The organism is Streptomyces griseicoloratus, from assembly GCF_014534645.1.
In the GTDB taxonomy this organism is placed as follows: domain Bacteria; phylum Actinomycetota; class Actinomycetes; order Streptomycetales; family Streptomycetaceae; genus Streptomyces; species Streptomyces griseicoloratus.
In genome coordinates this window covers 40,836-66,077 of record NZ_JACVQF010000199.1, presented here as the reverse complement: position 1 = coordinate 66,077, position 25,242 = coordinate 40,836, and the positions used below count along the sequence as shown (strand labels likewise).

23 protein-coding genes and 1 pseudogene are annotated in these 25,242 nt (G+C 74.8%); 11 read left to right on the top strand and 13 right to left on the bottom strand.

Annotated features, from left to right (window positions below):
* The first annotated feature begins 229 nt into the window (after positions 1-229).
* From H0H10_RS19385 to H0H10_RS19370, 4 genes are read left to right on the top strand one after another with little or no spacing between them, the layout of a single operon-like run.
* The gene (locus H0H10_RS19385; protein WP_188182271.1) at positions 230-796 is read left to right on the top strand and encodes a (2Fe-2S)-binding protein; all 567 of its coding nucleotides are present in this window, start codon (positions 230-232) and stop codon (positions 794-796) included.
* Positions 793-1,785 carry an FAD binding domain-containing protein gene (locus H0H10_RS19380; protein ID WP_188182270.1) on the top strand — a complete coding sequence of 331 codons (993 nt, stop codon included), beginning with the start codon at positions 793-795 and terminating at the stop codon, positions 1,783-1,785. The genes H0H10_RS19385 and H0H10_RS19380 overlap by 4 nt, the downstream gene beginning before the upstream one ends.
* On the top strand, positions 1,782-3,917 hold the full coding sequence (locus tag H0H10_RS19375; protein WP_188182269.1) for a xanthine dehydrogenase family protein molybdopterin-binding subunit: 2,136 nt from the start codon (positions 1,782-1,784) through the stop codon (positions 3,915-3,917). Before H0H10_RS19380 ends, H0H10_RS19375 begins: the two co-directional genes overlap by 4 nt.
* Complete coding sequence (locus H0H10_RS19370; RefSeq protein WP_188182268.1) at positions 3,910-5,052, top strand: XdhC family protein; 1,143 nt, start codon at positions 3,910-3,912, stop codon at positions 5,050-5,052. The genes H0H10_RS19375 and H0H10_RS19370 overlap by 8 nt, the downstream gene beginning before the upstream one ends.
* A 19-nt stretch (positions 5,053-5,071) precedes the next feature.
* On the opposite strand, the gene H0H10_RS19365 is transcribed toward H0H10_RS19370, so the two are convergent.
* The 4 genes from H0H10_RS19365 to H0H10_RS19350 all read right to left on the bottom strand — a co-directional run bounded on the left by H0H10_RS19365 (position 5,072) and on the right by H0H10_RS19350 (position 9,785).
* Positions 5,072-6,844, bottom strand: coding sequence for a glycoside hydrolase family 15 protein (locus H0H10_RS19365; protein ID WP_188182267.1), 1,773 nt, complete (start codon positions 6,842-6,844; stop codon positions 5,072-5,074).
* Positions 6,845-6,932: 88 nt separating this feature from the next.
* On the bottom strand, positions 6,933-7,667 hold the full coding sequence (locus H0H10_RS19360; RefSeq protein WP_373566854.1) for a polysaccharide deacetylase family protein: 735 nt from the start codon (positions 7,665-7,667) through the stop codon (positions 6,933-6,935).
* A gap of 323 nt (positions 7,668-7,990) precedes the next feature.
* On the bottom strand, positions 7,991-8,917 hold the full coding sequence (locus tag H0H10_RS19355; protein WP_188182265.1) for a DMT family transporter: 927 nt from the start codon (positions 8,915-8,917) through the stop codon (positions 7,991-7,993).
* A 16-nt stretch (positions 8,918-8,933) separates the two neighbouring features.
* On the bottom strand, positions 8,934-9,785 hold the full coding sequence (locus H0H10_RS19350; RefSeq protein ID WP_188182264.1) for an SDR family NAD(P)-dependent oxidoreductase: 852 nt from the start codon (positions 9,783-9,785) through the stop codon (positions 8,934-8,936).
* A 229-nt stretch (positions 9,786-10,014) separates the two neighbouring features.
* On the opposite strand from H0H10_RS19350, the gene H0H10_RS19345 reads away from it, so the two are divergent.
* The 4 genes from H0H10_RS19345 (at position 10,015) to H0H10_RS19330 (ending at position 12,556) form a co-directional block, all read left to right on the top strand.
* Positions 10,015-11,112, top strand: a complete 1,098-nt coding sequence (locus H0H10_RS19345; protein ID WP_223180117.1) for an MGDG synthase family glycosyltransferase — start codon at positions 10,015-10,017, stop codon at positions 11,110-11,112.
* A gap of 71 nt (positions 11,113-11,183) precedes the next feature.
* Positions 11,184-11,570 carry a DUF2267 domain-containing protein gene (locus H0H10_RS19340; RefSeq protein ID WP_188182263.1) on the top strand — a complete coding sequence of 129 codons (387 nt, stop codon included), beginning with the start codon at positions 11,184-11,186 and terminating at the stop codon, positions 11,568-11,570.
* Positions 11,571-11,588: 18 nt separating this feature from the next.
* Entirely contained in the window at positions 11,589-12,080 is a 492-nt protein-coding gene (locus tag H0H10_RS19335; protein ID WP_188182262.1) for a DUF1360 domain-containing protein, read from the top strand.
* Between the two features lie 5 nt (positions 12,081-12,085).
* Positions 12,086-12,556: an AAA family ATPase gene (locus H0H10_RS19330; RefSeq protein WP_309141841.1), complete on the top strand. Its 471-nt coding sequence runs from the start codon at positions 12,086-12,088 to the stop codon at positions 12,554-12,556.
* Positions 12,557-12,611: 55 nt separating this feature from the next.
* Here the strand turns inward: H0H10_RS19330 and H0H10_RS19325 are convergent, their stop codons facing one another.
* Positions 12,612-13,037 (bottom strand): DUF2267 domain-containing protein, encoded by a 426-nt coding sequence (locus H0H10_RS19325; RefSeq protein WP_188182261.1) that lies wholly within the window; start codon positions 13,035-13,037, stop codon positions 12,612-12,614.
* A gap of 100 nt (positions 13,038-13,137) precedes the next feature.
* Complete coding sequence (locus H0H10_RS19320; protein WP_188182260.1) at positions 13,138-13,536, bottom strand: DUF5997 family protein; 399 nt, start codon at positions 13,534-13,536, stop codon at positions 13,138-13,140.
* Between the two features lie 108 nt (positions 13,537-13,644).
* Here H0H10_RS19320 and H0H10_RS19315 point away from each other — a divergent pair, with 108 nt between their 5' ends.
* The gene (locus H0H10_RS19315; protein ID WP_188182259.1) at positions 13,645-14,403 is read left to right on the top strand and encodes a LysR substrate-binding domain-containing protein; all 759 of its coding nucleotides are present in this window, start codon (positions 13,645-13,647) and stop codon (positions 14,401-14,403) included.
* A 23-nt stretch (positions 14,404-14,426) separates the two neighbouring features.
* Here the strand turns inward: H0H10_RS19315 and H0H10_RS19310 are convergent, their stop codons facing one another.
* From H0H10_RS19310 to H0H10_RS19295, 4 genes and pseudogenes are all read right to left on the bottom strand, one after another.
* The gene (locus H0H10_RS19310) at positions 14,427-15,167 is read right to left on the bottom strand and encodes a DUF4142 domain-containing protein (RefSeq protein ID WP_188182258.1); all 741 of its coding nucleotides are present in this window, start codon (positions 15,165-15,167) and stop codon (positions 14,427-14,429) included.
* 152 nt (positions 15,168-15,319) lie between these two features.
* Positions 15,320-18,159 (bottom strand): annotated as a pseudogene (locus H0H10_RS19305) (beta-L-arabinofuranosidase domain-containing protein).
* A gap of 116 nt (positions 18,160-18,275) precedes the next feature.
* Positions 18,276-18,971 (bottom strand): HAD family hydrolase, encoded by a 696-nt coding sequence (locus H0H10_RS19300; protein WP_188182257.1) that lies wholly within the window; start codon positions 18,969-18,971, stop codon positions 18,276-18,278.
* Between the two features lie 20 nt (positions 18,972-18,991).
* On the bottom strand, positions 18,992-19,468 hold the full coding sequence (locus H0H10_RS19295; protein WP_188182256.1) for an Lrp/AsnC family transcriptional regulator: 477 nt from the start codon (positions 19,466-19,468) through the stop codon (positions 18,992-18,994).
* A 214-nt stretch (positions 19,469-19,682) separates the two neighbouring features.
* Here H0H10_RS19295 and H0H10_RS19290 point away from each other — a divergent pair, with 214 nt between their 5' ends.
* Positions 19,683-21,173, top strand: a complete 1,491-nt coding sequence (locus H0H10_RS19290; protein WP_188182255.1) for an FUSC family protein — start codon at positions 19,683-19,685, stop codon at positions 21,171-21,173.
* Between the two features lie 114 nt (positions 21,174-21,287).
* Complete coding sequence (locus tag H0H10_RS19285; RefSeq protein WP_188182254.1) at positions 21,288-22,322, top strand: lactonase family protein; 1,035 nt, start codon at positions 21,288-21,290, stop codon at positions 22,320-22,322.
* A 112-nt stretch (positions 22,323-22,434) separates the two neighbouring features.
* Here the strand turns inward: H0H10_RS19285 and H0H10_RS19280 are convergent, their stop codons facing one another.
* From H0H10_RS19280 to H0H10_RS19270, 3 genes are all read right to left on the bottom strand, one after another.
* Entirely contained in the window at positions 22,435-23,358 is a 924-nt protein-coding gene (locus tag H0H10_RS19280) for a sirohydrochlorin chelatase (RefSeq protein ID WP_188182253.1), read from the bottom strand.
* Between the two features lie 182 nt (positions 23,359-23,540).
* Positions 23,541-24,557, bottom strand: a complete 1,017-nt coding sequence (locus tag H0H10_RS19275; RefSeq protein WP_188182252.1) for an N-acetylglucosamine kinase — start codon at positions 24,555-24,557, stop codon at positions 23,541-23,543.
* Positions 24,554-25,231 (bottom strand): uracil-DNA glycosylase, encoded by a 678-nt coding sequence (locus H0H10_RS19270; protein ID WP_188182251.1) that lies wholly within the window; start codon positions 25,229-25,231, stop codon positions 24,554-24,556. Before H0H10_RS19270 ends, H0H10_RS19275 begins: the two co-directional genes overlap by 4 nt.
* Between the last annotated feature and the right edge of the window lie 11 nt (positions 25,232-25,242).

Here is a 25,242-nt window from a genome sequence, read left to right as displayed (position 1 = left end):
CCGTCCTTGCTAAGCGGACAGCTGTCCGTTACGTTGGCATTGAACGGACAGTCGTCCGGTTGTGTTTCACCATAGCGGCGGATGCGCTCCCGCGGTGAGCGTCCGACCGCGCCCGGCCACGGGCAGTCCCCCCACGTCCGACACTTTTCCGACACGTTCCCGGTTCCCGACGCGAACTCGCTGCGTACAGCGCCAACACTTTGTCTCCTGACGCAAAAGAAGGCTGATCATGGCCCCAGCTTCCTCGTCGACGCACAGTGCCATCACCCTGAACATCAACGGCGAGAAGTACCCGCTGTCCGTCGACCACCGCACCACCCTGCTCGACGCCCTGCGCGAGCGCCTCGATCTCACCGGCACCAAGAAGGGCTGCGACCAGGGACAGTGCGGCGCCTGCACCGTCCTGATCGACGGGCGCCGCGCCGTTTCCTGCCTCCACCTCGCGGTGGCGGCCGAGGGGCGCGAGATCACCACCATCGAAGGCATGGCCGAGGGCGACCGGCTGCACCCGGTCCAGCAAGCGTTCCTCGACCTCGACGGCTACCAGTGCGGCTACTGCACGCCGGGCCAGATCTGCTCGGCCGTCGCCGTCATCGAGGAACACGCGGCCGGCTGGCCGAGCGCCGTCACCGACGACGTACGGCCCGAGGCCGGACCGCCACCGCTGACCGCCGAGGAGATCCGCGAGCGGATGAGCGGCAACCTGTGCCGCTGCGGCGCCTACGTCTCCATCGTCCAGGCGGTCGCCCGCGCCGCCGAAGCCCACGAGGAGACCACGAAGGAGGCGTCGGCATGAGGGAGTTCGACTACCGGCGCGCCCCCGACGTCACGGGCGCCGTGGCCCTGCTCGCCGCCGACCCCGACGCGCGCTTCCTCGGCGGCGGCACCAACCTCGTCGACCTGATGAAGGCCGGCGTCGAACGCCCCGCGCTGCTCGTCGACGTCCGCGAACTCCCGCTGGACCGGATCGAGCCGGCCGACGACGGCGGCCTGCGCATCGGCGCCACCGTCACCAACAGCGACCTCGCCGCCCACCCGGAAGTCCGCCGCCGCTACCCGGCCCTGACCCAGGCCGTACTCGCCGGCGCCTCCGGACAGCTCCGCAACATGGCCACCGTCGGCGGCAACCTGCTCCAGCGCACCCGCTGCGGATACTTCACCGACGTGGCGGGGCCCTGCAACAAGCGGGTCCCCGGCAGCGGTTGCCCCGCCGTCGGGGGCGAGCACCACAACCACGCCGTCCTCGGCGCCTCCGACCACTGCGTGGCCGTGCACCCCTCCGACATGGGCGTGGCCCTCACCGCCTTCGACGCCGTCGTGTCCTACGAAACGGTGGACGGGCCCGGCGAGTTGCCGCTCGCCGACTTCTACCTGCCCGTCGGCGACACCCCGCACCGCGAGACCGCACTGCCGCCCGGCGCCCTGATCACCGGCGTCACCCTCCCGCCCGCCCCCGTCGCCGCCCACTCCCGCTACCGCAAGGTGCGCGAGCGCGCCTCCTACGCCTTCGCGATCGGCTCGGTCGCCGCCGCGCTCGACGTGCGGGACGGCGTCGTGCGCGAGGCCCGGCTGGCGCTCGGCGCGGTCGCCTCCCGGCCGTGGCGGGCCCGCGCCGCCGAAGCCGTGCTGACCGGAGCACCGGCCTCCGGCGACACCTTCGCCGCCGCCGCGGACGCCGAACTGGCCGCCGCCAGGCCGCTGCCCGACAACGGATACAAGGTGACCCTCATGCGCAACCTCGTCGTGGCCGTGCTGACCGAACTCGCCGAGGAGGCCGCCCGATGACCACCGCCACGACCGGCCGTACGACGGTCAAGGGCGCCGTCGGCACCGCCCACACCCGCGTCGAGGGCCGCGACAAGGTCACCGGAGCCGCCCGCTACGCCGGTGAGATCCCCTTCGCCGATCTCGCGCACGGCTGGCTGGTCCTGTCGACCGTCGCCCGCGGGCGCATCCGCTCGGTCGAGACCGGCCCCGTCCTGGACATGCCGGGCGTGCTCACCGTGCTGCACCACGGCAACGCCCCGCGGCTCACCACCGACTACGTCGGCATGCTGGGCATCCCGGACCCGACCGCCGCCCTCTTCCAGCACGACCGGGTGCCCCACGTCGGCTGGCCGGTGGCGCTGGTCGTCGCCGAGACGCCCGAGCAGGCCAGGGAGGCCGCCGAAGCGCTCGTGGTGACGTACGAGCGGGAGCCGCACGACACCGCGCTCGTCGCCGCCCACCCGGACGCCTACGCCGCCGACGGGCACATGCCCGCGGTGACCGAGAAGGGCGACCTGGAGGCCGAACTCGCCGCGTCCGCACATGTCGTGGACGCCGAGTACACCACCCCCGAAGAGCACCACAGCATGATGGAGCCGCACGCGGCGACCGCGCGGTGGGACGGCGGCCGGCTCGAGATCGTCGACTCCAACCAGGGCGCCAGCTGGGTGCAGAGCGAACTCGCGAAGCTGTTCTCGCTCGACGAGTCCGCGGTGCGGGTGCGGTCCGAACACGTCGGCGGCGGCTTCGGCAGCAAGGGCGTCCGCGCCCACCAGGTGTCCGCCGCGATGGCCGCGACCACCCTGCAGCGCCCGGTGCGGGTCGTGCTGACCCGCCGTCAGATGTTCTCCCTCACCGGCTACCGCAGCCCCACCGTCCAGCGGGTCAGGCTCGGCGCCGACCCCGATGGCCGGCTGCGCGCGCTGGAGCACCGCTCGCTGAACCAGACGTCCACCGTCTACGAGTTCGTCGAGCCCAGCGCCGGCGTGGCCCGGGTCATGTACGACGCCGACGCCCACCGCACCGCCAACCACGTCGTACGGCTCGACGTGCCGTCACCGACCTGGATGCGCGCCCCGGGCGAGGCGCCGGGGTCGTTCGCGCTGGAGGCCGCGCTCGACGAGCTCGCCGAACGCTGCGGCGTCGACCCCATCGACCTGCGGCTGCGCAACGAACCCGAGACGGGTCCCGTGTCCGGGCTGCCGTTCGCCGGCCGCAACCTGGCCGCCTGCTTCCGCGAGGGCGCCCGCCGCTTCGGCTGGGCGGACCGCGACCCCCGCCCCGGGCTGCGCCGCGACGGGCGCTGGCTGCTCGGCACCGGCACGGCGGCGGCGTCCTTCTTCGCCGGCGCCGGGCCGTCCACGGCGCTGGTCACCGCCGAGGCGGACGGCGGCTTCACCGTGCGGATCGCCGCCGCCGACATCGGCACCGGCGCCCGTACCGCCCTCACCCTCGTCGCCGCCGACGCGCTGGAGGTCACGCCCGAGCGGGTGCGGGTGCGGATCGGCGACAGCGACTTCGGGCCCGCGATGATCGCCGGCGGCTCGATGGGCACCCGCTCCTGGGCATGGGCGGTCACGGCGGCGGCCCGGGAGCTGCGCGAGCGGCTCGCCCTGGGCACGGACATCCCGCCCGAGGGCATCACCGTACGGTCCGACACCACCGAGGCCCTCGGCGCCCTCGCCCAGAAGGAACGGCACTCCTACGGGGCGCAGTTCGCCGAGGTCGCCGTGGACACCGCCACCGGCGAGGTGCGGGTGCGCCGCATGCTCGGCATCTTCGCGGCCGGCACGATCGTCAACCCCCTCACCGCCCGCAACCAGCTCGTCGGCGGCATGACCTGGGGCATCTCCATGGCCCTGCACGAGGAGGCGGTCCGCGACCGGAACACCGGCGGCCACTACGGCCCCGACCTCGCGGGCTACCACGTCGCCACGCACGCCGACGTACCCCTGGTCGAGGCCGACTGGGTGGAGGACCACGACCCGGACGACCCGGTCGGCATCAAGGGCGTCGGCGAGATCGGCATCGTGGGCGCCGCGGCGGCGATCGCCAACGCCGTCTGGCACGCGACCGGCGTCCGCCACCGCAGCCTGCCCATCCGGCCCGACCGCGTCCTGTCGGCCGGCACGGGAGCGTCCCGTGCTTGACATCGCGGACGAGCTGAACCGCTGGCTCGACGAGGGCCGCGACTTCGCCGTCGCCACCGTCGTGTCCGTCGGCGGCAGCGCACCGCGCGGACCCGGCGCCGCACTCGCCGTCGACGGCGACGGCACGGTGATCGGCTCCGTCTCCGGCGGCTGTGTGGAGGGAGCGGTGTACGAGCTGTGCGTACGGGCCCTCCAGGACGGCGAGACGGTCCGCGAGCGGTTCGGCTACAGCGACGAGGACGCCTTCGCGGTCGGCCTGACCTGCGGCGGAGTCATCGACGTGATGGTCACTCCGGTCACCGCGGACGCGCCCTCGCGCGAGGTGTTCCGGGCCGCCCTGCCGGCCTTCGCCCGGCAGGAGCTGGCGGCCCTCGCCCGGGTGGTGCGGGGCCCGGCGGAACTCCTCGGGCGGGCCCTGCTCGTACGCCCCGACGGCGCCTGCGAGGGCGGCCTCGGCGGCCACCCCGAGCTGGACCGCACCGTGGCCGCCGAGGCCCGGGCCCTGCTCGATGCCGGACGCACCGGCACGGTCGCCCTGTCGGAGGACGGGTCGCACTGCCCCGGCGGTCTCACCCTGCTCGTCGAGTCGAGCGTGCCCCCGCCCCGCATGATCGTCTTCGGCGCGGTCGACTTCGCGGCGGCACTCGTACGGGCAGGAAAGTTCCTCGGTCACCACGTGACCGTGTGCGACGCACGGCCCGTCTTCGCCACCCCGGCCCGCTTCCCCGAGGCCGACGAGGTGGTCGTCGACTGGCCGCACCGCTACCTGCGGAGCACCCCGACCGACGGACGCACCGTGCTGTGCGTGCTCACCCACGACGCCAAGTTCGACGTGCCGCTGCTGACGGAGGCGCTGCGCATGCCGGTCGCGTACGTCGGCGCCATGGGCTCCCGCCGCACGCACGAGGACCGGGCCCGCCGGCTGCGCGAAGCCGGCGTGGGCGAGCGCGAACTGGCCCGGCTGCGCTCGCCCATCGGCCTGGACCTCGGCGCCCGTACACCGGAGGAGACCGCGCTGTCCATCGCGGCGGAGATCGTCGCCGCCCGGCGGGGCGGTACCGGCGTCCCCCTGACCGGCGGAGCGGCACCGATCCACCGGGACGGCGAGGAGCGGGGCCCGCTGGCCGCGGCGTGACGGCGCACGCCGCCCGGCGTCAGGGCAGCGCCGGGACGCCGCCCAGCCGGACGGCACACTCCAGCAGCAGCGCGTGCACGAACGCCTGCGGAAGGTTGCCGCGCAACTGGCGCTGACGGACGTCGTACTCCTCGGCGAACAACCCGGGCGGCCCGCACGCCGCCCGGGTCCGCTCGAACCAGCGGAACGCGCCGACCCGGTCGCCGAGCCGCTCGGCGGCGAGCGCCATGGTGAACCCGCAGAGCAGGAAGGCGCCCTCCGCCTCTCCCAGCGGCACGCCGGGATGCTCGAACCGGTACAGGTAGCCGTCCTCGGTGAGCCGGGACTCGACGTACGCGCGCGTGGCGGCGCCGCCGTCGTCGCCGCCCGGACAGCCACGGGCCACCGGCATGAGCAGCGCGGCCTCGGGACCGTCGTCGTCGGCGGCCCGGTACCAGCGGCCGTCGGCGCCCGCGCACCGGCGCCGGGTCTCCCGCAGCACGGTGCCGGCGAGTTCGCCGCACCGCCGCCCCGCCGGGCCCGGCAGCACCGCGGCCATCCGCCGCAGACCGCACACCACGCTCAGCCGTGAGTGGGTCCACCACCGGTCCTCCAGCTCCCACAGCCCGGCGTCCGGCCGGAGCCAGTGCCGCTCCACGACGTCCACGGCGACGGCGGCGGCGCGTTCCGCGTTCTCGCCGAGCCGGTCGTGCACGGCGGCCGCCGCGAAGAGCTGGAGCACCTCGCCGAAGGTGTCCAGCTGGAACTGGGCTCCGGCGTCGTTGCCGACGTGGTCGTCGCCGCCGGGATAGCCCGGCAGCCGCAGCGTGCGTTGCGCTCCGACCGGCCGCCCGTCGACCGTGTAGGCGGGACGGAGCCCGTCGCCGTCCGTGAGGACGCGCTCCGCGACGAAGCGCACGGCGTCGTCGAGCAGCTCGTGCGGGCCGTGCGCGGCGACCGCGAGACCGGCGTAGCACTGGTCGCGCAGCCAGGCGAAGCGGTAGTCGTAATTGCGCCCCCGATTGGCGCGCTCGGGCAGCGAGGTGGTCGCGGCGGCGACCATGCCGCCGGAGGTGCTGGTCAGGCCGCGCAGCACGGCGTACGCGTGGCGGGCGTCGCGCGGTGCGGCCAGCCGCGAACAGTCCGGAACGGCGCGGTCCCACTCCCGCTCCGTCGCCCGCCACAGCGCGTCGGCGTCGAGCGGCTCCTGCTCGACGCCCTCGGAGAGTTCCAGCACCAGGTCGTGCGTCTGCCCCTCGCGCAGCCGGAACTCGCCGGCCAGTCCCACCCCGGGCCGCAGGACCGCGTCCGGGGCGCCGGTGAACCGCATCCGCAGCCCCGCCGCCCCGGCGGTCCACGTCCCGCCCTCCCGCCGGGGGTCCATCCGCCGCTCGCCGAAGCCCGGCCGCACGTCCAGGCCCATGCGCAGCCGGGCCTCGCCGCGCACCATCCGCATCCGGCGCAGCAGCACGAGCCGGTCCGGGCGGGCCGGCAGCGCCAGGGCCTCACGGCACTCGATCACACAACCCGAGGTCAGCCAGCGGCTCACCCGGATCAGGGTGCCCTCCTCGTAGTAACCGCCCCACACGTTGCGGCGGTCCACCGGTCCGACGGTGAAGTGCCCCGTGCCGCCGATGAGCGCGGAGAACACCGCGTCGTCGTGCCACCGCGGGGCGCACAGCCAGACGATCCGGCCCCGCGGGTCCAGGACCGCCCCCCGCTCACCGTCGGCGAGCACGGCGTACTCGCGCAGCGCCCAAGGCGGACAGGACGCGTCCGGCTCCGCTGCGGACCGCTCGGCTCCGTGGCTCATGACGGTACGGCTGTCCCGGCGCCGGTGACCGAAACGGCACCCGGGTGCGTGCCGTCGGGCGCGGCCCGCTCACCCTCCGGGCGTGTCCTCATCGCCGCGTCCTCGGCCCGTCCTCGCCGGTCATGCCGTGCTCGGCGAGCGGCCCCACCACCAGGCCGGTGACGCGGCAGTCGGCGACGAGGCCGGGCAGGGCGCCGAGGGCGGCTCGCCAGCTGCCCGGGGCGGAGGCGTGGTCGGCGTCGTGCAGGAGCACCGTGCCGCCGCCGCGCAGGTCCGCCGCGACGGCGGCCCGCACCGATTCGGGCGTGGCGTCCCGCCGCCAGTCCTTGCCCCATGCCGTCCACAGGACGGGCCGGAGCCCGGCTCGCCGGGCCGCGGCCCAGCGCCCCGAGGTGAGGACGCCGTAGGACGGGCGGTACCAGCGCGGACCGTCCCGGCCGGTGACCTCGCGGACCGCTTCGGCGGCGCGCAGCAGGTCGCGTGCGTCGCGCCCCGGCGACGGCAGCCAGGGACGGTCGTGCCTCCAGCCGTGGACGCCCAGTTCGTGTCCCCGGCGCACCATCTCGCGGCTCAGCTCCGGGTGGCGTACCACGTTCTCGCCGAGGACGAAGAAGGTCGCCCGCACGCCGAGTCCGCCCAGCGCGTCGAGGAAGTGAGGCGTGGACACCGGATCGGGACCGTCGTCGAAGGTGAGCGCGACGTGGTCGGGCCGGCCCTGACCCGCCAGCCCCGGGAACCACCTCCGGCGCAGACCCGGCAGCCAGGTCACGGCCGGACCGATGTGGGCCAGCGCGACGACGGCCGGCGCCACGGCGCAGGCCACGCGTCCACGTCCCGCACGTCCCACAGGTTCCGCAAGGGACCGCTCACGCATCCGCGGTGCCTCCTCGCCTCCAGGGAGCCGGACCCGGCTCACGATCCCGCCTCCGGCGTGTCCGCTCGCGTCCGCGGCCGGACCGCTACCGGCCGCTCGCGTTCCCCACCGGTTCCGTTTCGCCGTTGCCCCGCTCTCGGTCCCGCCGCTCCGTCTCGGGCCGCTCGCGCCGCCCGCCGCCTGCGCATCCCATCCGTTCCGTGGCCGCCCTGCCGATCCTGCCGCTTCCGTCTCCGGCCGCCCCCGCCTGCCGGCGTTCGCGTTCCCACCGTTCATGATTCCTGCCGTTCGGGTTTGCGCACGCCGGAGCCCGGGCCGTCGCGCGATGACGAAGCGGTGTCCCACGAGCCGTGGACCGAGGGCGCGCGCGCCAGTCCGACGCTGCCGACACCGATCAGGGCCACGCCGACCAGCTCGGGCAGCACCCGCACCCCGAGGCCGATCTGCTCGCCGAACAGGGCCCAGCCCAGGGCCACGCTGGTCAGCGCGTCCCCGAGCGTGAGCGCCGGCTGCGAGGCCGCCAGGGACCCCGCCCGCAGGGCGCTCTGCAGCAGCACGAAGCTGATCACGCCGACGACCGCCGTGGCGTAGGGCGGCCACTGCGACAGAACCGCGCCCACCCCCTGGGGGAGCCGCCCCGTCACCTCCTTGAGCAACGCCGCCGTCCCCCCGAACGACACCGCCGACGCCAGCCCGAACAGGGCGGCTCGGGGCGAGCCCCGCACCAGCCGGCCCGCCAGGACCAGGCCGGTCACCATGCCGGACAGCGCCACGCCCGCCCACAGCCACAGGTCCGGGGACGCGGTGTCGTGCCCGGCCGACGGCGCGGCGGCGCCCAGGAACAGTGCCAGCCCCACGGCCAGGGCCACGAACGCCAGCCAGGTCCGCGGGTCGGGACGCCGGTGGAACACCATGCTGCCCACCATCAGCGTGAACAGCAGCTCCGTCGCCATCAGCGGCTGGACGACGGCCAGACTCCCCACCGAGAGGGCCGCCGCCTGCAGCACGGTGGTCACGGCGAGCAGCGCCGCACCCGCCACCCAGTACCGGTCGCGCACCAGGCGCAGCATCGAGCGCACCGCCGAGCGGGCGCCGCCACCGTCGTCCCCGTCCTGTGCCGCGGCGTGCCGTTGCAGTACCGAGGCCGCGGCGTTGGACAGCGCCGCGAACAGGGCGAGGACGACGGTGAGGACGCTCACCGCCGCGCGCTCCCGGTCATCCGAACCGCGCCGCCATCCACCGGTACAGCCCCGGAGCGGCTCCCCGGACCCGGCACGGCAGCCGCAGCCAGCCCGGCACGTACACCTCGTCCCGCCCCCGCACGACCGCCGTGCGGACCGCGTCGGCCACGCGCTCGGGCGACACCGGCCGCGGCCTGGACCGCCGGTACGGCGCGCCGCGGTGCTCGAAGAAGGGCGTGTCGACGACCCCGGGCACCACGTGGGTGACGCCCACACCGGTGCCCCGCAGCTCGTAGCGCAGGGCGTCCGCGAAGGCGCCGAGCGCGGCCTTGGCGGCGGAGTACACGGCCTCGTCGCGCACTCCGACACAGCCCGCCAGCGACCCGATGAGCACAACCCGCCCGGATCCGGACTCCACCATGCCCGGCAGCAGCAGCCGTACGAGCCGCAGCGTGGCCAGTACGTCGGTGTCGAGCACTTCGTCGATGGTGTGCGGGGGCATGTCGCGAAACTCCCCGGCCCAGCCGATCCCGGCCCCGGCCACCAGCAGGTCCACCGGGCCCGCCGAGGCCAGCGCGAAGTCGGCGAGTTGCCGGTCCGCGTCGGGCAGGGTGAGGTCCATGGCGAAGGCCGTGGCCGCCGTGTCCTCGGCGACCTTGCGCAGCCGCCCCGGATCTCGGCCGCTGAGCACCAGCCGCCAGGTGCCCTCGGCACCCAGCCGGCGGGCGACGGCCGCGCCGATGCCGGAGGACGCCCCGGTCACCAGGGCGGTGCGGGTCCGTGACGCCCCGCCGCCGGTCCGCTGCAGGGGCTTGGCGCTGTCCGCGTCGGGTGCGACGACCGGCGGGCCGGGCGCGGGCCGGGTGCGGGAGAAGGCATGGACCATGGGGGACCACCTTGGCTGCGGGGCGGACGCCACGGGAGCGGCCGACCGGGGTCGGGGCTCCACCCGTCCGGCGGGACGGGCGGTCAAGGAGTATCCCGGCCACACCGCCCGAAACGCCCCGGTGCGCAGCGGTTTGGAACCCGGCGGGACGGCAACCTGCACAGCCGTGCCTTCTCGCAGCCGGTCAACGCCCCGCCGGCCGCCGGCAGCGCGCCCCGCGCGGGGCGGCATGCGCCTGCTGGTGGTCAGCGCGAGCATGGGCGCCGGCCACGACACGGTCGCCGCCGAACTCGTCCGCCGGGCCCGGGAGCGCGGCGACGACGCGGTGGTGGCGGACGTCCTGGCGCTGCTCCCGTACGGCCTGGGCGGTGCCCTGCGCCGCTTCTACCGCGGATCGGTCCGGTACGCCCCCTGGGTCTACGCCGCCGTGTACCGCCTCTTCCTGCGCCCCGGCACCGGCCGGCGCCCGAGCGGCACCCCGCTGGCCCGGCTCGCCGGCCCCCGTCTGCGGGAGCTGGCCGAGCGCACGGACGCCGACGTCGTCGTCCCCGTCTTCCACCTCGGCGCCCAGCTGACCGGGCACCTCCGCTCCCGCGGACTGCTGTCCGTGCCCAGCGTCGTCCTCGTGATCGACTTCGCCGTCCACCGGCAGTGGCTCCACCCCGGCAACGACCACTGCCTGTGCCTCACCGACGACGCCGCGGGCCAGGTCCGGGAGAGCACCGGCACGTCCGCCGAGGCGTGCGGGCCGGTGGTGGCGCCCGAATTCTTCGCCGACGCGCCCGGCGCGGCCGGCTGGCAGCGGCTCTTCGACCGTGCGGCTCCCGGCCGGCCCCCCGTCGTGCTGTCGGCCGGCGCCTGGGGAGTCGCCGCGCGGCCGGACGCCACCGTCCGGGTGCTGGCGGACCACGGCTTCCTGCCGGTCGTGCTGTGCGGCGGCAACGAACGGCTGCGCCGCGAGCTGTCCGGCCGGACCGGGGTGCTCGCGCTGGGCTGGGTCACGGACATGCCCGGCCTGCTGCACGCGGCCCGCGCACTGGTCGACAACGCCGCCGGACAGACCGCCGTCCAGGCCCTCGCCGCCGGCCTGCCGGTCGTGGGGTTCCGTCCCCTGCCCGGACACGGCGCGGACGGCGTCCGGCGGATGGCCGCGCTCGGGGTGTCCGAGGTCGCCGAGGACGATGCCGCGCTGCTCGGGGCCCTGCGGCGGCTCACCGTGCCGGGTCCGGCCCGGCGCGAGCGGATCGCCGCCGGGCGCGCCCTGTTCCGGGACGACGCCGTGGCACGGGTGGCGGACTTCGCCGCCACGGCGCGCGCTCGCCGGTGACCCGGGCCGTTTTCCCGCCCGGCCGACGGGCACCCGGTGCGCGATCGGGAACCGGCGGATGGAGGCGTGTCGTGACGCTGAACGAGTTCCTGGCCCGGGTCGGTGACCGCGGGGAGTACCACAGTCGGGACGAGTCCGAGCAGGTCAGCACGGCCGTGCTCTGGGTGCTCGCGTCCCGGATCACCCCGGAGGAGGCCACCGGCCTGGCCGCACGGCTGCCCGCGCCGCTGGACGACGCGCTGCGCCTGGAGCGGGGGCGTCCGGAGTCCTTCGGCCGTGAGGAGTTCCTCCGGCGCGTGGCCCAGCAGACCGGGGCCCGGCCGCGGACGGCGGAATGGGACGCGGGCGCCGTGCTCTCCACGGTCGCCGACGTGGTCCCCGACGAGCAGCTCGATCATCTCCTGTCACAGTTGCCGGCGGACTGCGCGGAACTCTTCGGCAGACCGGCACCGGACTGACGCCCCGAGGAGGAACGCATGACGGACGGTGAGCGGCAGTACGACGGCGACGAGGAGACGCCCCTCGCGGGGTACGCCGCGCTGGCGACGACCTTCGCGGTGGGCGCCGGGCTGTTCACGGCGGCGGCACGGCGCCGCGGGCTGCGGCTGCCCGACACCGTGCCGCCCTGGGACGTGGCCCTGCTGGGCACGGCGACGTTCAAGGCGTCCCGGCTGCTGTCCAAGGACAAGGTCACGAGCTTCCTGAGGTCGCCGTTCACCCGTCGTGAGCAGGAGGGCGAAGCCAACGAGGTGATGGACGCACCCCGCGGCAGCGGTCTGCGGCGCGCCGTCGGCGACCTGGTGTCCTGTCCGTTCTGCGTCTCCGCCTGGGTGGCGGGCGTGCTCTTCGGCACCTACGCGTGCGAACCCCGCGCGGCCCGACTGCTGGCCGCGGGGCTGAGCGCGGTGACGGTGTCGGACTGGCTGCAGTACGCGTGGAGCCTGACCGAGCAGAGGGCGGAGGGCTGAGCGGTGTGACCGAAGTGGCCGTCATGGTCGGTCTTCAGGCCACGGGGAAGTCCACCTTCTACCGGCAGCGCCTCCAGGACGGTCACATCCTGGTGAGCAAGGACCTCTTCCCGCGCGGTGCCCGCAACAAGCAGGCCCGGCAGATGCGGTTGATCGAGGAGGCCCTGAGCGCGGGCCGGTCGGTGGCGGTGGACAACACCAACCCGTCCGCGGAGGAATGGGCCCCGCTGGTGGCGGCCGGGCACGCCCACGGCGCCCGCGTCGTGGCCTACTGGTTCCCACCCGACCTCGCGGGTTCGCTGCGGCGCAACGCCGTGCGCACCGGGCACCGGCGCGTCCCGGTCGTCGGCATCCGCGCCACGCTGAAGCGGCTGCGCCGCCCGTCGCGGGCCGACGGCTTCGACGCCGTGTACGACGTGCGGTTCGACGGTCACGGCGGTTTCGACGTACGCGCCGCACCGGCAGCGGCCGGCTGAACCGGCGCACCGGCATCGCCGCGACCGGCACCGCGGGGCGGGCGGACGGCGGCCCTCAGACCTCCGTCTCCACGGCACGCGTCGTGGGCAGCAGCTCCCGGATGTCCGGGGGCAGCGCGCCCGCGACCTTCGTCATCTGCTCGGGGGAGACGACGGCGTCCAGCACGTTCAGCACGACGGCCGAACGCTGGAGCGCGGCCTCCTCGTCGATCCCGGCCCGCCAGGCGACCCGGCCCGCGAACGCGGTCAGCCCGAACCGCTCGGCGCCCGACGGCTGCCCGGGCCCGCCCGGCGCCCCCTCCGGCGAGCGGATCTCATCGGCCAGCTCGTGCGGCAACTGCGCGACCAGATGGCCGGCCAGCCCCTCGGGGAGCCGTTCGGCCAGGGTCCGCAGTACGGCCTTCACCGTGGCCTCGGCCTCCTCGCGGCCGACCGAACGGCTCTGCTCCTGGACCGTCCGGACCACATCGGCGTACTTCATGAGCCCTCACTCCCTTCGCCGGGACACCCGTTCCTCGGGTTTCCCGTCGGGGCACGGTGACACCGCGGGGGACGGCTGCGGGACTCGGCCGGGGGAGCGCTCAGCCCTGCTCGGCACGCTCGGCGCGCTCGGCGTGCAGCTTCCTGACGCGCGCCGCCTCCTTGCGGACGTCGGCCTGGACGGCCTGTTCCCGCTCCAGCCACTCCGGGCGCTCCTGCTTCAGCGCCTCGATCTGCTCCGTCGTGAGCGGTTCCGTGACCCCGCCCCGGTGCAGGCCCGCGATGGAGACGCCCAGCTTCGCCGCCACCACCGGCCGGGGGTGGGGACCGTCGCGGCGCAGGTCCCGCAGCCACTGGGGCGGGTCGGCCTGCAGTGCGTTCAGCTCGGCGCGCGAGACGACGCCCTCCTGGAACTCAGCGGGTGTGGCCTGGAGGTACACACCCAGCTTCTTCGCCGCCGTGGCGGGCTTCATGGTCTGGGTGCTCTGGTGCGACGTCATGGCTCCAGGGTATCGAGCGTGTGCGCGACCTCTGACCACGCCGGGTGACCGCGACCGCCGACGGGCACCGGTCACCGTCCCCCCGGCCACGCCCGGTAACCTGGCCGGGTGACAGCCTCGGAAGAACCCCCCTCGTTCCGGCTCGCGTACGTCCCGGGGGTGACGCCCGACAAGTGGGTGCGCATCTGGAACGAGCGGCTGCCGGACGTCCCGCTGTCCCTGACCCAGGTCTCCGCCGCCGAAGCGGGCGGCGTCCTGCTGGGCGGCGGCGCCGACGCCGGTCTGGTGCGGCTGCCCGTCGACCGGACCGTCCTCAGCGCCATCCCCCTCTACACCGAGACCACGGTCGTCGTCGTCCCCAAGGACCACCTCGTCACCGCGGCCGACGAGGTGACCGTCGAGGACCTCGCCGACGAGCTCGTGCTGCACCCCCTCGACGACGTGCTCGGCTGGGAGCGGCCGCCGGGCCGGCCCGCCATCGAGCGCCCCGCCACCACGGCCGACGCCGTGGAACTGGTCGCCGCCGGAGTGGGAGTGCTGGTCGTGCCCCTGTCGCTGGCCCGGCTGCACCACCGCAAGGACCTCACGTACCGCACGGTCACCGACGCCCCCGCGTCGGGTGTGGCGCTCTCCTGGCCGGAGGACGCGCACACGGACCTGGTGGAGGAGTTCATCGGGATCGTCCGCGGACGGACGGTCAACAGCACCCGGGGCCGCAGGCAGCCCCAGGCGCAGCCCAAGGCCGAACGCACCGACACCGCCGGTGCGCGGCGCAAGCCGGCGGCCGGGAAACCGGCCGGAGGCGCGCGCCGCGGCTCGAACAGCACGAAGGGCGGCGGCAGGCGGGGCAGGCCCCGCCGCAGGTGACGCGCCCGGCCCGGCCGGCGGCCTCAGCGGATCGTCGGACCGGGCGTCGGGGAACCGGTCTCGACATCCAGTCCGGGCGGCTCGGTGAGGGTGAGAACCGGCTCCCCCGGCTGCGGCGCGGGCGGGGTGAGCTGAGCCTTCGGCAGGTCCGGCGGGGCCGACTGCTGGAGGTTGACCTGGTCGAAGTTGACCAGGCCGGTCTTCTCCAGCACGGTGATGTGGTCCAGCACGGTGTCGTTGGCCTGGTCGGCCAGCTGCCGCACCAGGGAGTTCTTGGTGTTGGCGCGGACCTTGGCGACGACCGGGAAGATCTGCCCGTGGGTGATCCGCATGATGTTCACCGCCGTGGTGTCGAACTGCCTGCCCGTCGTGCCGTCGGCGGTCGACACGAACTGCTGCTGCTGGGGTGACGCCTGGTTGGGCAGCGTGATGCCCAGCTCGGGCGCGATCCTGCGGCAGGTCGCGTCGAGCCGGGCGTGTCCGACGACCAGGTGCTCGCCGGCCTCTCTCATCTCCGGGGTCGTCCCCCGTTCCATGGCCATCAGCCCGAGCGGGTGCTCCCACAGCCCGGCGGCGCGGACCTTCACCACGAAGTCCCGGTCCGCCTCGGTGAGCGGTCCGTAGCGCGTGTCGGCGACGACGCGGTCCTGACCGCCGGCCGTGTTCCGCACCCCGAGCATGGTCGGGTAGGCGAGCGCGGTGAGGGTGAGGACCAGGGCACCGCACACGAAGGCGGTCCCTGCCGTGGTGCGCGTCATGCGCATCGTGCCTCCAGGGGCGAAGACAGGCTCGGTGAGCGGACTGGGACACCTGGAGATACGGATCCGCGCGGCGAACCGATCACCGTCCCGGGCAAAAACCTGCCCGCCCGGGATGTGTTCTTCCTCTCGTCGCCCCGGTCCGCTCGCGTTCCGTGTCAGTCCGCGTACGTGGCCGTCCGGGCCGTCCTCACCACCCGCTCGCCGTCGCCGCGCGCGAGCAGCCCCGCGGTGACCCACTCCTCCACCGTGGACCGCACGTGCGCCACCAGGGCGCCCTTGCCACGGAACGGGGCGGCGGCCCAGACGTCGTCCAGGAGCGTGGTGCCGTCGGCCCTGGCGGGGTTGGCGACGCCCGAGTCGGTGCCGCCGAGGACCACCCGGGGCTCGGAACGCCGGAAGTAGGCGTGCGCCGGATCCTCGGTGCCCTCGAAGAACGGCGCCCACTCGGTACCGTCCAGCAGGAAGTGGAGCGGCCTGCCGGAAACCGGCGTGAGCGTGGGCAGCAGGTCGCCGGACAGACCCGTGTTGCGGTACAGGCCCACCTCCAGGTGGCCGGTGGCGGAGCTGCGGGCGACCAGGTTGACCGGGCCGAGGAACAGGGCCTGCAACGACGGGTCGTCAAGGGCCTTCTCCACCCGCAGCCGGAACGGCATGGCGATGCGTACGGTGTCCCCGCTGCGCCAGGTCCGGGACACGGTGAAGTAGCTGCCCGGCCTCGGAGTCCCCGGCACCGCGCGGCCGTTCACGGTGACGCGGAACCCGGCGGTCGCCCACGACGGGACGCGCAGCCGCAGCGCGAAGGAGGCGCTGCCGCCGCCGACGGTGAGGGTGCTGCCCTGCTCGCGCGGGAAGTCCGTGCTCTGGGTGACGGTGACACCCCGCTCGGCCCAGGTGAGCGTGGACGGGCTGTAGAGATTGACGTACAGGGCGCTGCCGTCGGCCGCGGCGAAGTACACCGAGTCCTGGTACTTCGTGGCACTCTCCATGCCCGTGCCCTCGCAGCACGTCGTCCCCTGCTTGGGCGTGTAGTCCGTACATGGCCGGGCGTCAGGCCGACGAAGTAGGTGACGAGCGGCTTCTCCGCGTCCGGCAGGTCCCGCTTCGAGCCGAGCACCTGGTTGTACAGCGCCCGCTCGTAGTAGTCCATGTACGCCGGGTCCTGCTCGTGGAAGAACAGCGTCCGGCTCAGCTTCAGCATGTTGTACGCGCAGCAGGTCTCGGCCGTGGTCGCGCCGATCGTTCCCGCGATCACGCCCCTGGCCTTCCAGAACTCGCCGGTGCTGGTGCCGCCGATGGCGTACATGCGGTGCGGTACGACCATGCGCCAGAAGTTCCTGGCGGCGGTGAGGTAGCGCTCCTCGCCCGTCTCGTCGTGGAGCCGCGCCAGGCCCGTGAAGATCGGTATGTGCTGGTTGGCGTGCAGGCCGTCGAGGACGTCGGTGTCCGCGGCGCAGGCGTCGATGAGCCGGTCGAGGTCGAACAGCCGGGCCAGCGCGAGGTGTTCCGGCCTGCCGGTGCGGGTGTGCAGCTCGCAGACGGCCTCCACGATGCCGCCGAACTCCCCGCTGGAGAAGATGCCCCACATGCGCTGCAGCGTGGCGGCGGGCAGCTTCGACAGCCGGGAGTGCATCCAGTCGCCCATGCCGGAGGCGAGGTCCAGCGCCCGGTCGTCGCCGGTGGCGAGATGGGCGTCCAGCAGCCCCTGGAGGATCTTGTGCGCGGTGTAGTACGGCGCCCAGACCTGGGTGTAGTCGCTGCCGGTCATCGACTCCAGCCGGATGAACTGCGTCTCCGGGTACGCGGCGAGGAACCCGGGGTGGCTCGGCCCGCCCCAGGTGCGGCGCAGCGTGGCGGTCAGTTCCCGGCCCGAGGCGTCGGCGAAGGTCCCGCCGCTCGTCTCGTCGAAGGCGTACGACGCGAGGTCGCCCCGGCCCGCCGGGGTGTCCGCGGCGCGGCTGTCCCGGAGGGCGCCGATCTCGGCGGCGGTCAGGGCGCGTGACCAGACGTTGAACTCCTCGAAGGCGCCCGCGAAGACGGGGTCGGCGGGGTAGTGCGAGCGTCCGAGCCAGTGGTCGGCGAGGGCGCCGAGGGCCGCCGGGGTCAGGGTCATGCCCGTGTTCCGCGCCACGGCCGTGCCGTCGACGTAGAGGGTGCCGGTGCCGTCCGCGAGGGTCACGGCCAGGTGGCTCCACTCGTTCAGCGGCAGGGGCGCCGTGCCGTCGAGGCCCTGCTCTCCGCCCGGGCCGCCGGTGGTGACGGCGAAGCGGGGCACGCCGTCGGCGTTGCGGGCGGCGAGGTACAGGTAGCGGGTCGTGTCGTCGCCGCAGTCGAGGACGCGGGCCCAGGCGCCGTCGTGGGCCGGCTTCACCCAGACGGCCAGCGTGATCGCCGCGGCGCCGCCGAGGACGCCGGCCGGCAGGTCGACGTACTGGTAGGAGCCCCGCGGGTTCTCCGCGGCCGTGCCGAACCGGCCCGCCACGCTCAGCACCGCCGGGTCGCGCCGCAGCGCCTCGCGCACCTCGGACAGCGCCCCGACCATGGTGCCGATCCGCTCGGCGAAGACCTGTTCGCCGGTGCTGCGGTACGCCTGGGACAGCATGGTCAGGAAGTGACCGGTGTAGTGCCCGCGCAGATTGCCGTTGGCCTCGCCGTCCAGCCCCTCCCAGCCGCCGGGGGCGACGGCACCGAGCGTGGACAGCCCGGCATTCGCCCGGAAGACCTGCAGCAGCCGGTTCACGTCGTAGCCGCGGGCGTGGTCCAGCATCAGCCGCCGCTTGTCGGCGAAGACGCCCCGGCCGAGCGTCACGTCCTCCAGGGCGAACGGCCGCACGCTCCAGGCCGCCGGTGCCGGGAGGGAGGCCGGGGCCTGCGGCCGGCCCGAGGCCGCCGAGGCCCCGGTGGGCCGGCCGCCGCCCGCCGCGTACGACAGTCCGGGGGTGCCCGCGGTGACGGCCGTGGCCAGCAGAAGGGCCCGCCGGGAGAGGGGCGCTGCCATGTGCTCCTCGCTTCTTCTGGGGGTGACGTGACGTTCGATATATCGAGCAACGTTCGAACGATCGCCCAGAAGATAGGCACGGGACCCGTGAGCGTCAACGGTACTGACGAGTTCGGTCAGGAGGCCCGTGCCGGCCCCGTCAGCCAGTCGTACGCGGCCCGCGCCGTGAACTCCCGCTGACCCCCGCGCACCAGCAGGCCGGCCGTGGCGAACTCCGGGGCGTCGGCCTGCGCGGCGACGTACGGGATCGCGATGCAGCGCATCCCGGCGGCGTGCGCCGCGGCGGCGCCCGGGGCGGCGTCCTCCACGACCACGCAGTCGGCCGGTTCCGCGCCGAGCCGGCGGGCGGCCTCCAGGAAGACGTCGGGGGCCGGCTTGCCGTGCGTGACCTCGTCGGCCGAGACGAGGGTGCGCAGATACCCGTCCAGGCCCGCACCGGCCAGGGTCGCCTCGATGGCCTCGCGCGACGAACCCGAGGCCACGGCCAGCGGCACGCCGTCGCCCGCGAGCAGCTCGACGAACTTCCGCATCTCGGGGTACGCGCGCGTGGAGCCGCGGACCAGTTCCAGGTAGCGGCGGTTCTTGTCGGCGAGCAGTTCCTCCACCGAGGCGCGCAGGCCGTACCGCTTCTTCCAGTCGGTGACCGTCTCCTGCGTGCTGATGCCGACGTAGCCCTCGTGGTCGGCCCAGGTGAAGTCCGTGACGCCGTGCTCGGCGAGGGTCTGCCGGCCTGCTTCGTAGTAGTTCGGCTCGCTGTCCACCAGTGTGCCGTCGAGATCGAAGATGACCGAGATGCTGCCGAGAGTGTTCATGGGGTCCAGGATGCCAAGGATCATCTCCTCGCCGTCCGCCCGATCGACTCGACCAGGGGCAGCAGCCGGTACGCGACCCGCTCGCGCAGGGCCACCTCGGTGCGCGTGCGGACCACGCCGGGCAGACTGATCAGCTTCTGGATCACGTCCTCCAGGTGTGCGTTGTCCCGAGCCACGACCCGCGTCAGCAGGTCTCCGCCGCCCGTGATGGAGAAGGCCTCGACGATCTCCGGTACGCCCGCCAGCGCGTCGCCGACGTCGTCCAGATGGCCCTGGGTGACCTCGATGTGCACGAACGCGAGCACCGGGTGGCCGAGGGCCGCGGGGGAGAGGGCCGGGCCGGTGCCGGTGATCACGCCGTCCCGTTCCAGGCGGTCCAGGCGGGCCTGCAGTGTGCCGCGGGCGATGCCGAGGATGCGGGCGTACTCGCGCACGCTGGTGCGCGGCTGGTCCAGCAGCAGGCGCAGGATGCGGGTGTCGAGCTCGTCCACGGTCATGGCGCCGGGTCTCCTCGTCGGCCATTGGCTCTTCGGTGGCCCTGGGAAAGCCGTGATCACTGTACCAATGGCCCACTTCTGAAGACGACAGTTGAGCCACTGGTGGAAGAGATGCTGATATGGAGGGGTCGATGGCGCTGCGGGTTCCCGCGGCGCCTTTTTCATGCCGATGAGTCTGCGGGCGACGACCGGTTCGCGAAGGGGGCGGTAATCAGTGCTGAAGAGGGTGTTCACGGCTCCGGACCCGGGGCGGACGCGGCTGCGCTTCGCCGCACGGGCCGTCCTCGGCATCGCTCTGGCCGTGCTCGTCTGCGGCCTGGCCGGGCACTCCCTCGTGGGCGCCGTCACCGGCGGGCTTGCCGCGCTGCTCGCGCTGTTCACCGTCACCGACGCCACCGTGCGCGGGCAGGCGGTCACCACCGCGCTGCTCCCCGCCGTCGGGTTGCCGGTGCTCACCGCCGCCGCCTTCCTGCACGACCATCCGGTGGCCCGGGACCTCACCTTCCTCGCCGTGGTCGGCGCGGGCGTCTACGCCCGCCGCTGGGGCCCGCGCGGACACAGCCTCGGCGTGTTCGCGTTCATGACCTTCTTCGTGGCGCAGTTCCTGCACGCGACCACCGGCCTGCTGCCCGAGCTGTACGCCGCCGTCCTGCTGTCCGTGGCCGCCGCCGCGGCGGTCCGCTTCGGGCTCTGGTGCTACGAGCGCCGCCTGCCGCCGGCCGCCGTGCCCGCCCCGCCCGGCGGCACCGGCCTCGCCCGCGTCACCACCCGCCAGGCCGTCCAGGCCACCGTGGGCGCCGCGTTCGCCCTCGTCGCGGGGCACCTGGTGTCGGGGGACCGCTGGTACTGGGCCGTCGGCGCCACCTGGTGGGTCTTCGTCAACACCACCTCGCGCGGCGAGACCCTCGTCCGTGGCTTCCGGCGGGTCCTCGGCACGGTCATCGGCATCGGCCTCGGACTGCTGATCGCCGTCCCCGTGGACGGTGCCGCGGTGCCCACGGCCGTGCTGGCCGCCGCCAGCGTCTTCGGCATCTTCTACACGGCCGCGGTGTCCTACACCTGGATGATGCTCTGCGTCACGCTGCTCGCCGAACTCCTCTACGGGCTCCTGGGTGTCCTCACCCCCGGCCTGCTCGCCGTGCGGCTCGCCGAGACCGGCGTCGGCGCGCTCGGTGCCGCGCTCGCGGTGGTCCTCGTCCTGCCGGTCACCACGCACGCCGTCACCGACGCCTGGATCCAGCGCGCCCTGCGCTGCGTCCACGCCTGCACCGCCGAGGCCGCCGCCCGCCTCGCCGGCACCGAGGGCGCCGACCCGGCACCCCGGGTGGCCGAACTGGAGCAGCTGCTCGCCCGGGTACGGCTGTCCGTCGCCCCGCTCGTGCACCCGCTCAACCCGGCGTACGGACGCAAGCGGCGCGCCCGCAGGGTGCTGGAGCTGCTCGACGACTGCGCCCGCGAGATCCGCGGTCTGGTCGCCGTCGCGGCCGACCCCGAGGCCTCGCACGACGCCCGGCTGGCCGCCGCCTGCTGGCGGGTCGAGGCCGCCGTCGAGGCCCTCACCGGCGGCGGAGCCGTCCCCGCCCACCCGGACCGGCCGCTCGCCACGGAGCCGGCGCTGGCCCACCTCCACGGCGTGGAACGCGCCCTCGCCGAACTCGCCGCACCCCTGCGCTCGCCCTCGCGCCCGCCGCTGGTCGGGGCCTGATCCCACCGGTGCGCCTCCACCTTGGTCTAGACCTGGCGTGATCGACTGCTACCGTCGGCCCGGGCGGCACAGGACCGGTCCGCGAAACGAGGCGCGCGACGAGAGGGGCCAGCGGTGGCAGAGGGCGGCAAGCGGCAGCGGCGGGCGTTCATCGGCTCGTTCACGGCGGCGGGAGGCCCGGGGATCGTGACCGCGGCCGTCGCCGCGGACAGCGGCGCACTGACGGTCCTGAGCACCGTGGACGGCGTGCCCGACCCCTCCTACCTGGCCCTGGCCCCCGGCGGCGACACGCTCTACGCGGTCAGCGAGACCTCCGAGGGCGCGGTGGCCGCCTACCGCGTGACCGGCGACAGGCCGGAGCCGGCCGGGCCTGCGGTGGCCGTCGACGGCGACGGGCCGACCCACCTCAGCCTGTTCGCCGGACACGTCCTGACCGCCAACTACGGCTCCGGCAGCGTCACCGCCGTCCCCGTACGCTCCGACGGAACCCTCGCCCCCGCCGCGTCCGGCGTGCTCCGGCACACCGGCTCGGGCCCGCACACACTGCGCCAGCAGGCGCCCCACGCCCACCAGGTGCAGCCCGACCCGAGCGGGCGGTGGGCCGTGAGCGTGGACCTCGGCACGGACTCGGTGCGGGTGTGCACGCTGACGGACGGCGCCCCGGCCGTGCACCGGGAGATCGCGCTGCGCCCCGGCTCGGGTCCGCGGCACCTGGCCTTCCACCCGGACGGTGCACGCGCCTACGTGGTCAACGAACTCGCGCCGACCGTCACCGTCTGCCGCTGGGACGCCGCGAGCGGCCTCCTGACCCCGCTCACCGAAACGCCCGTGCTGCCGGGAACCCCGGCCGGCGACGCCTATCCGTCGGGCATCGTCGTCTCGCCCGACGGCCGCTTCGTGTGGACCGCGACCCGGGGCGAGGACATCCTGTCCGTGTTCGCCGTCGAGCCGGACGGACTCCGGCCGGTGGGCACGGTGCCCTGCGGCGGGCACTGGCCGCGGGCGATCGCCGAGTCGCACGGCCACCTGTACGTGGCGAACGAGCGCTCCGGAGATGTGACCTGGTTCACCGTGGACCCCCGGACCGGCCTCCCGCACCGCACCGGTTCCCTCGCCGTGCCGGCGGCGTCCTGCGTGATCTTCGGCTGACCGGCGGGACGGACCGACCGGGGCAGCCGGCCCTTGGCCCGGCACGGAACGACGAAGGGCCCGCTCCTGCACCGGAGCGGGCCCTTTCGGCCCTGTGCGGGCGCCGTGCGCGTCAGCGGACCGGCGCGCCCTGCGGCTGCTGCGGGGAGATGCCCAGCGCCGTCGTGTACTTCGCCAGCGCCAGCTTGCCGATCGCCGGGTACGGGCCGAGCGCCTCGGCGGCGGAGCAGTCCGCCTCCTTGGCCGCCTCCTCCAGCAGGGCCGCGTCGATCTCGGGACCGATCAGGTACGGCGCGAGCGCCAGCTGCTGCGAACCCGAGGAGCGCAGCTGCTCGGCCACGGACGCGATCGAGCCCTCCTGGTCCAGGGCCGCGGCCATCACCGGCACGGCGAGACGCGCGGCGAGCAGCATGCCGGTGATCCCGGCCGCCTGCACGGCCTCGTCACCGCCCACGGAGGCCAGGATGATGCCGTCCGCGGCGGTCGCCACGGTGAACAGGCGGGCCCGGTCGGCGCGGGCGAGACCGGCCTCGGAGAGCCGGACGTGCAGCGCCTCGGCCAGCAGCGGGTGCGGGCCGAGCACGTCGGTCAGCTCGGCCGCGACCCGGCTGTCCATCACGGCCTGGCGGATCCGGCGCAGCAGCGCGCTGTCCGGACCGGCGAGCAGCGGCACCACGACGGCGACGGGGCCCTCGGGCTCCTTCACCTCCGCACCTGCGGCGACGGCCTGCTCGTAGCGGGCGGTGCGCTCCTCGGCGGCGCGCACGAGCACGGCCGAGAGCGAGGGGAACTCGGTGTCGTCCCCGTCCACGTACCCGATCCGGGCGTCGAGGCCGGGCAGCTCGGAGCGGGCGATGCTCACGACCTCGTCGGCGAGGCCGCGGGTGGCGCTACTGGGCGTGCCCGGCACCGCGAGGACGAGCGCGGGCGCGCCCTCGGGAGCCACCAGGGGTTCGGGACGGCGGTGCCGTCCGGGCTGGCGGGGGCGCGGCATTCGTACTGGCAGGCCGGACGCGGGCCCAGTGGGGGAGCTCATGGCGCCGCATGTTACTGGCTTATTGGGCTCCCCTGTTCGGGGAGGGTGCAGGTGAGCGGTATCCGTCCGGTTTTGTCTGATGAGTTACGTACGGATCGGACGACATCGGCACGATTTCCCTCTCACGGGTGACAACACCCGCGGTGGGAAAGTCGACTTGTCGACGCTTCGAGCGATGACTCTCAGCCGTCCGTCGCGCCCGTCACGTACAACATCCGCTCATCACCCGGGAGGGTGAGCGAACCGGTCGCCAGATCGGTCGCGATGCGAACCGCCCCGTGCAGCGGATCGCCCTCGGCGGTCACCTTTTGCGCATGCGGCAGCCGCTTCGCCAGCTCCTCCTCCAGCGGTACGACGAGAGGCTCGCCCATCTTCAGCAGGCCGCCGGTGACGGCGATCCGCGGCGCGCCGCCGGACGGGCAGACCGCGGCGGCCGAGTCGGCCATGTGCCGGGCGGCGGTGCGCAGGATGTCCGCGGCGACGGGGTCCCCGGCCGCGCACGCGGCCACCTCGGGGGCGAAGGAGGCGAGGACGGCGGGCCGGTCCGGGCGCGGGTAGAGCTTCCCGGGCAGTCCCCACGCCGGTCCGAACCGTTCCTCGGCCGCGGCCAGCAGCCGGACGGAGCCGCCGTCCCGCCCGTCATGGGCGCGCAGGGCCGCCTCCAGCCCGGCCCGCCCGATCCAGGCACCGCCCCCGCAGTCCCCGAGCAGATGGCCCCACCCGTCCGCGCGGCGCCAGCGGGCCAGGTCGGTGCCGATCGCGATCAGGCCCGTGCCCGCGGCGACGACGGCACCGGGCCGCGGCCCGAGGGCACCGGCGTACGCGGTGACGGCGTCGGCGACGAGCGCCACGGACCGTGCGCCCAGCTCCCGGGCCAGGGCACCCGGCAGTTCGGCGCGCAGGGCGTCGCCCAGCGTGGCCAGCCCGGCCGCTCCGACGACCACGGTGCCGACCCGGTCAAGGCCGGCCTCGACGGTCAATGCCCGGGCCATGGGCACCAGTTGCTCCATCAGGTGCCCCGGCTCGATGCCCCGGGCCCCGGTGCGCACCGGCTCCCGCGACGCACGCCGCCCGAGCGGCCCGCGCCCGGTGGTGCCGACGACGACACGCAGACCGGAACCGCCCGAGTCCACGGCGAGGAACCCCGAACCGGCCGCCGCACCGGGCGAACCCGGTGCACCCGCCCCGGACCCGGTCACGGCAGGCGCCAGTCCACCGGCTGACCCCCCGCCCTCATCAGCAGCTCGTTGGCCCTGCTGAACGGGCGGGAGCCGAAGAACCCGCGGTCGGCCGACATCGGGGACGGGTGGGCGGACTCCACGGCGGGCAGATCACCGAGCAGCGGACGCAGATTGCGGGCGTCGCGGCCCCACAGGATGGACACCAGCGGCTTGCCGCGCCCGGCCAGCGCCCGTATCGCCTGCTCCGTGACCTCCTCCCAGCCCTTGCCGCGGTGGGCGCCCGGACTGCGCGGGGCCGTGGTGAGCGCCCTGTTGAGCAGCAGTACGCCCTGCTGCGTCCACGGTGTCAGGTCGCCGTTGGACGGCTGGGGCAGGCCCAGGTCGGTGTTGAGCTCGCGGAAGATGTTGATGAGGCTGCCGGGCAGCGGGCGCACCTCGGGCGCGACCGAGAACGACAGCCCCACCGCGTGCCCCGGGGTCGGGTACGGGTCCTGTCCGACGATCAGGACCCGTACGTCGTCGAAGGGCTGCTGGAAGGCTCTCAGGACGTTCGGTCCGGCCGGGAGGTAGGTGCGTCCGGCGGCGATCTCCGCGCGCAGGAAGTCACCCATGGCGGAGATGCGCCCGGCGACGGGTTCCAGGGCCTTCGCCCAGCCCGCTTCGACGATTTCATGCAAGGGTCGTGGTGCCACGGGCGTCACCC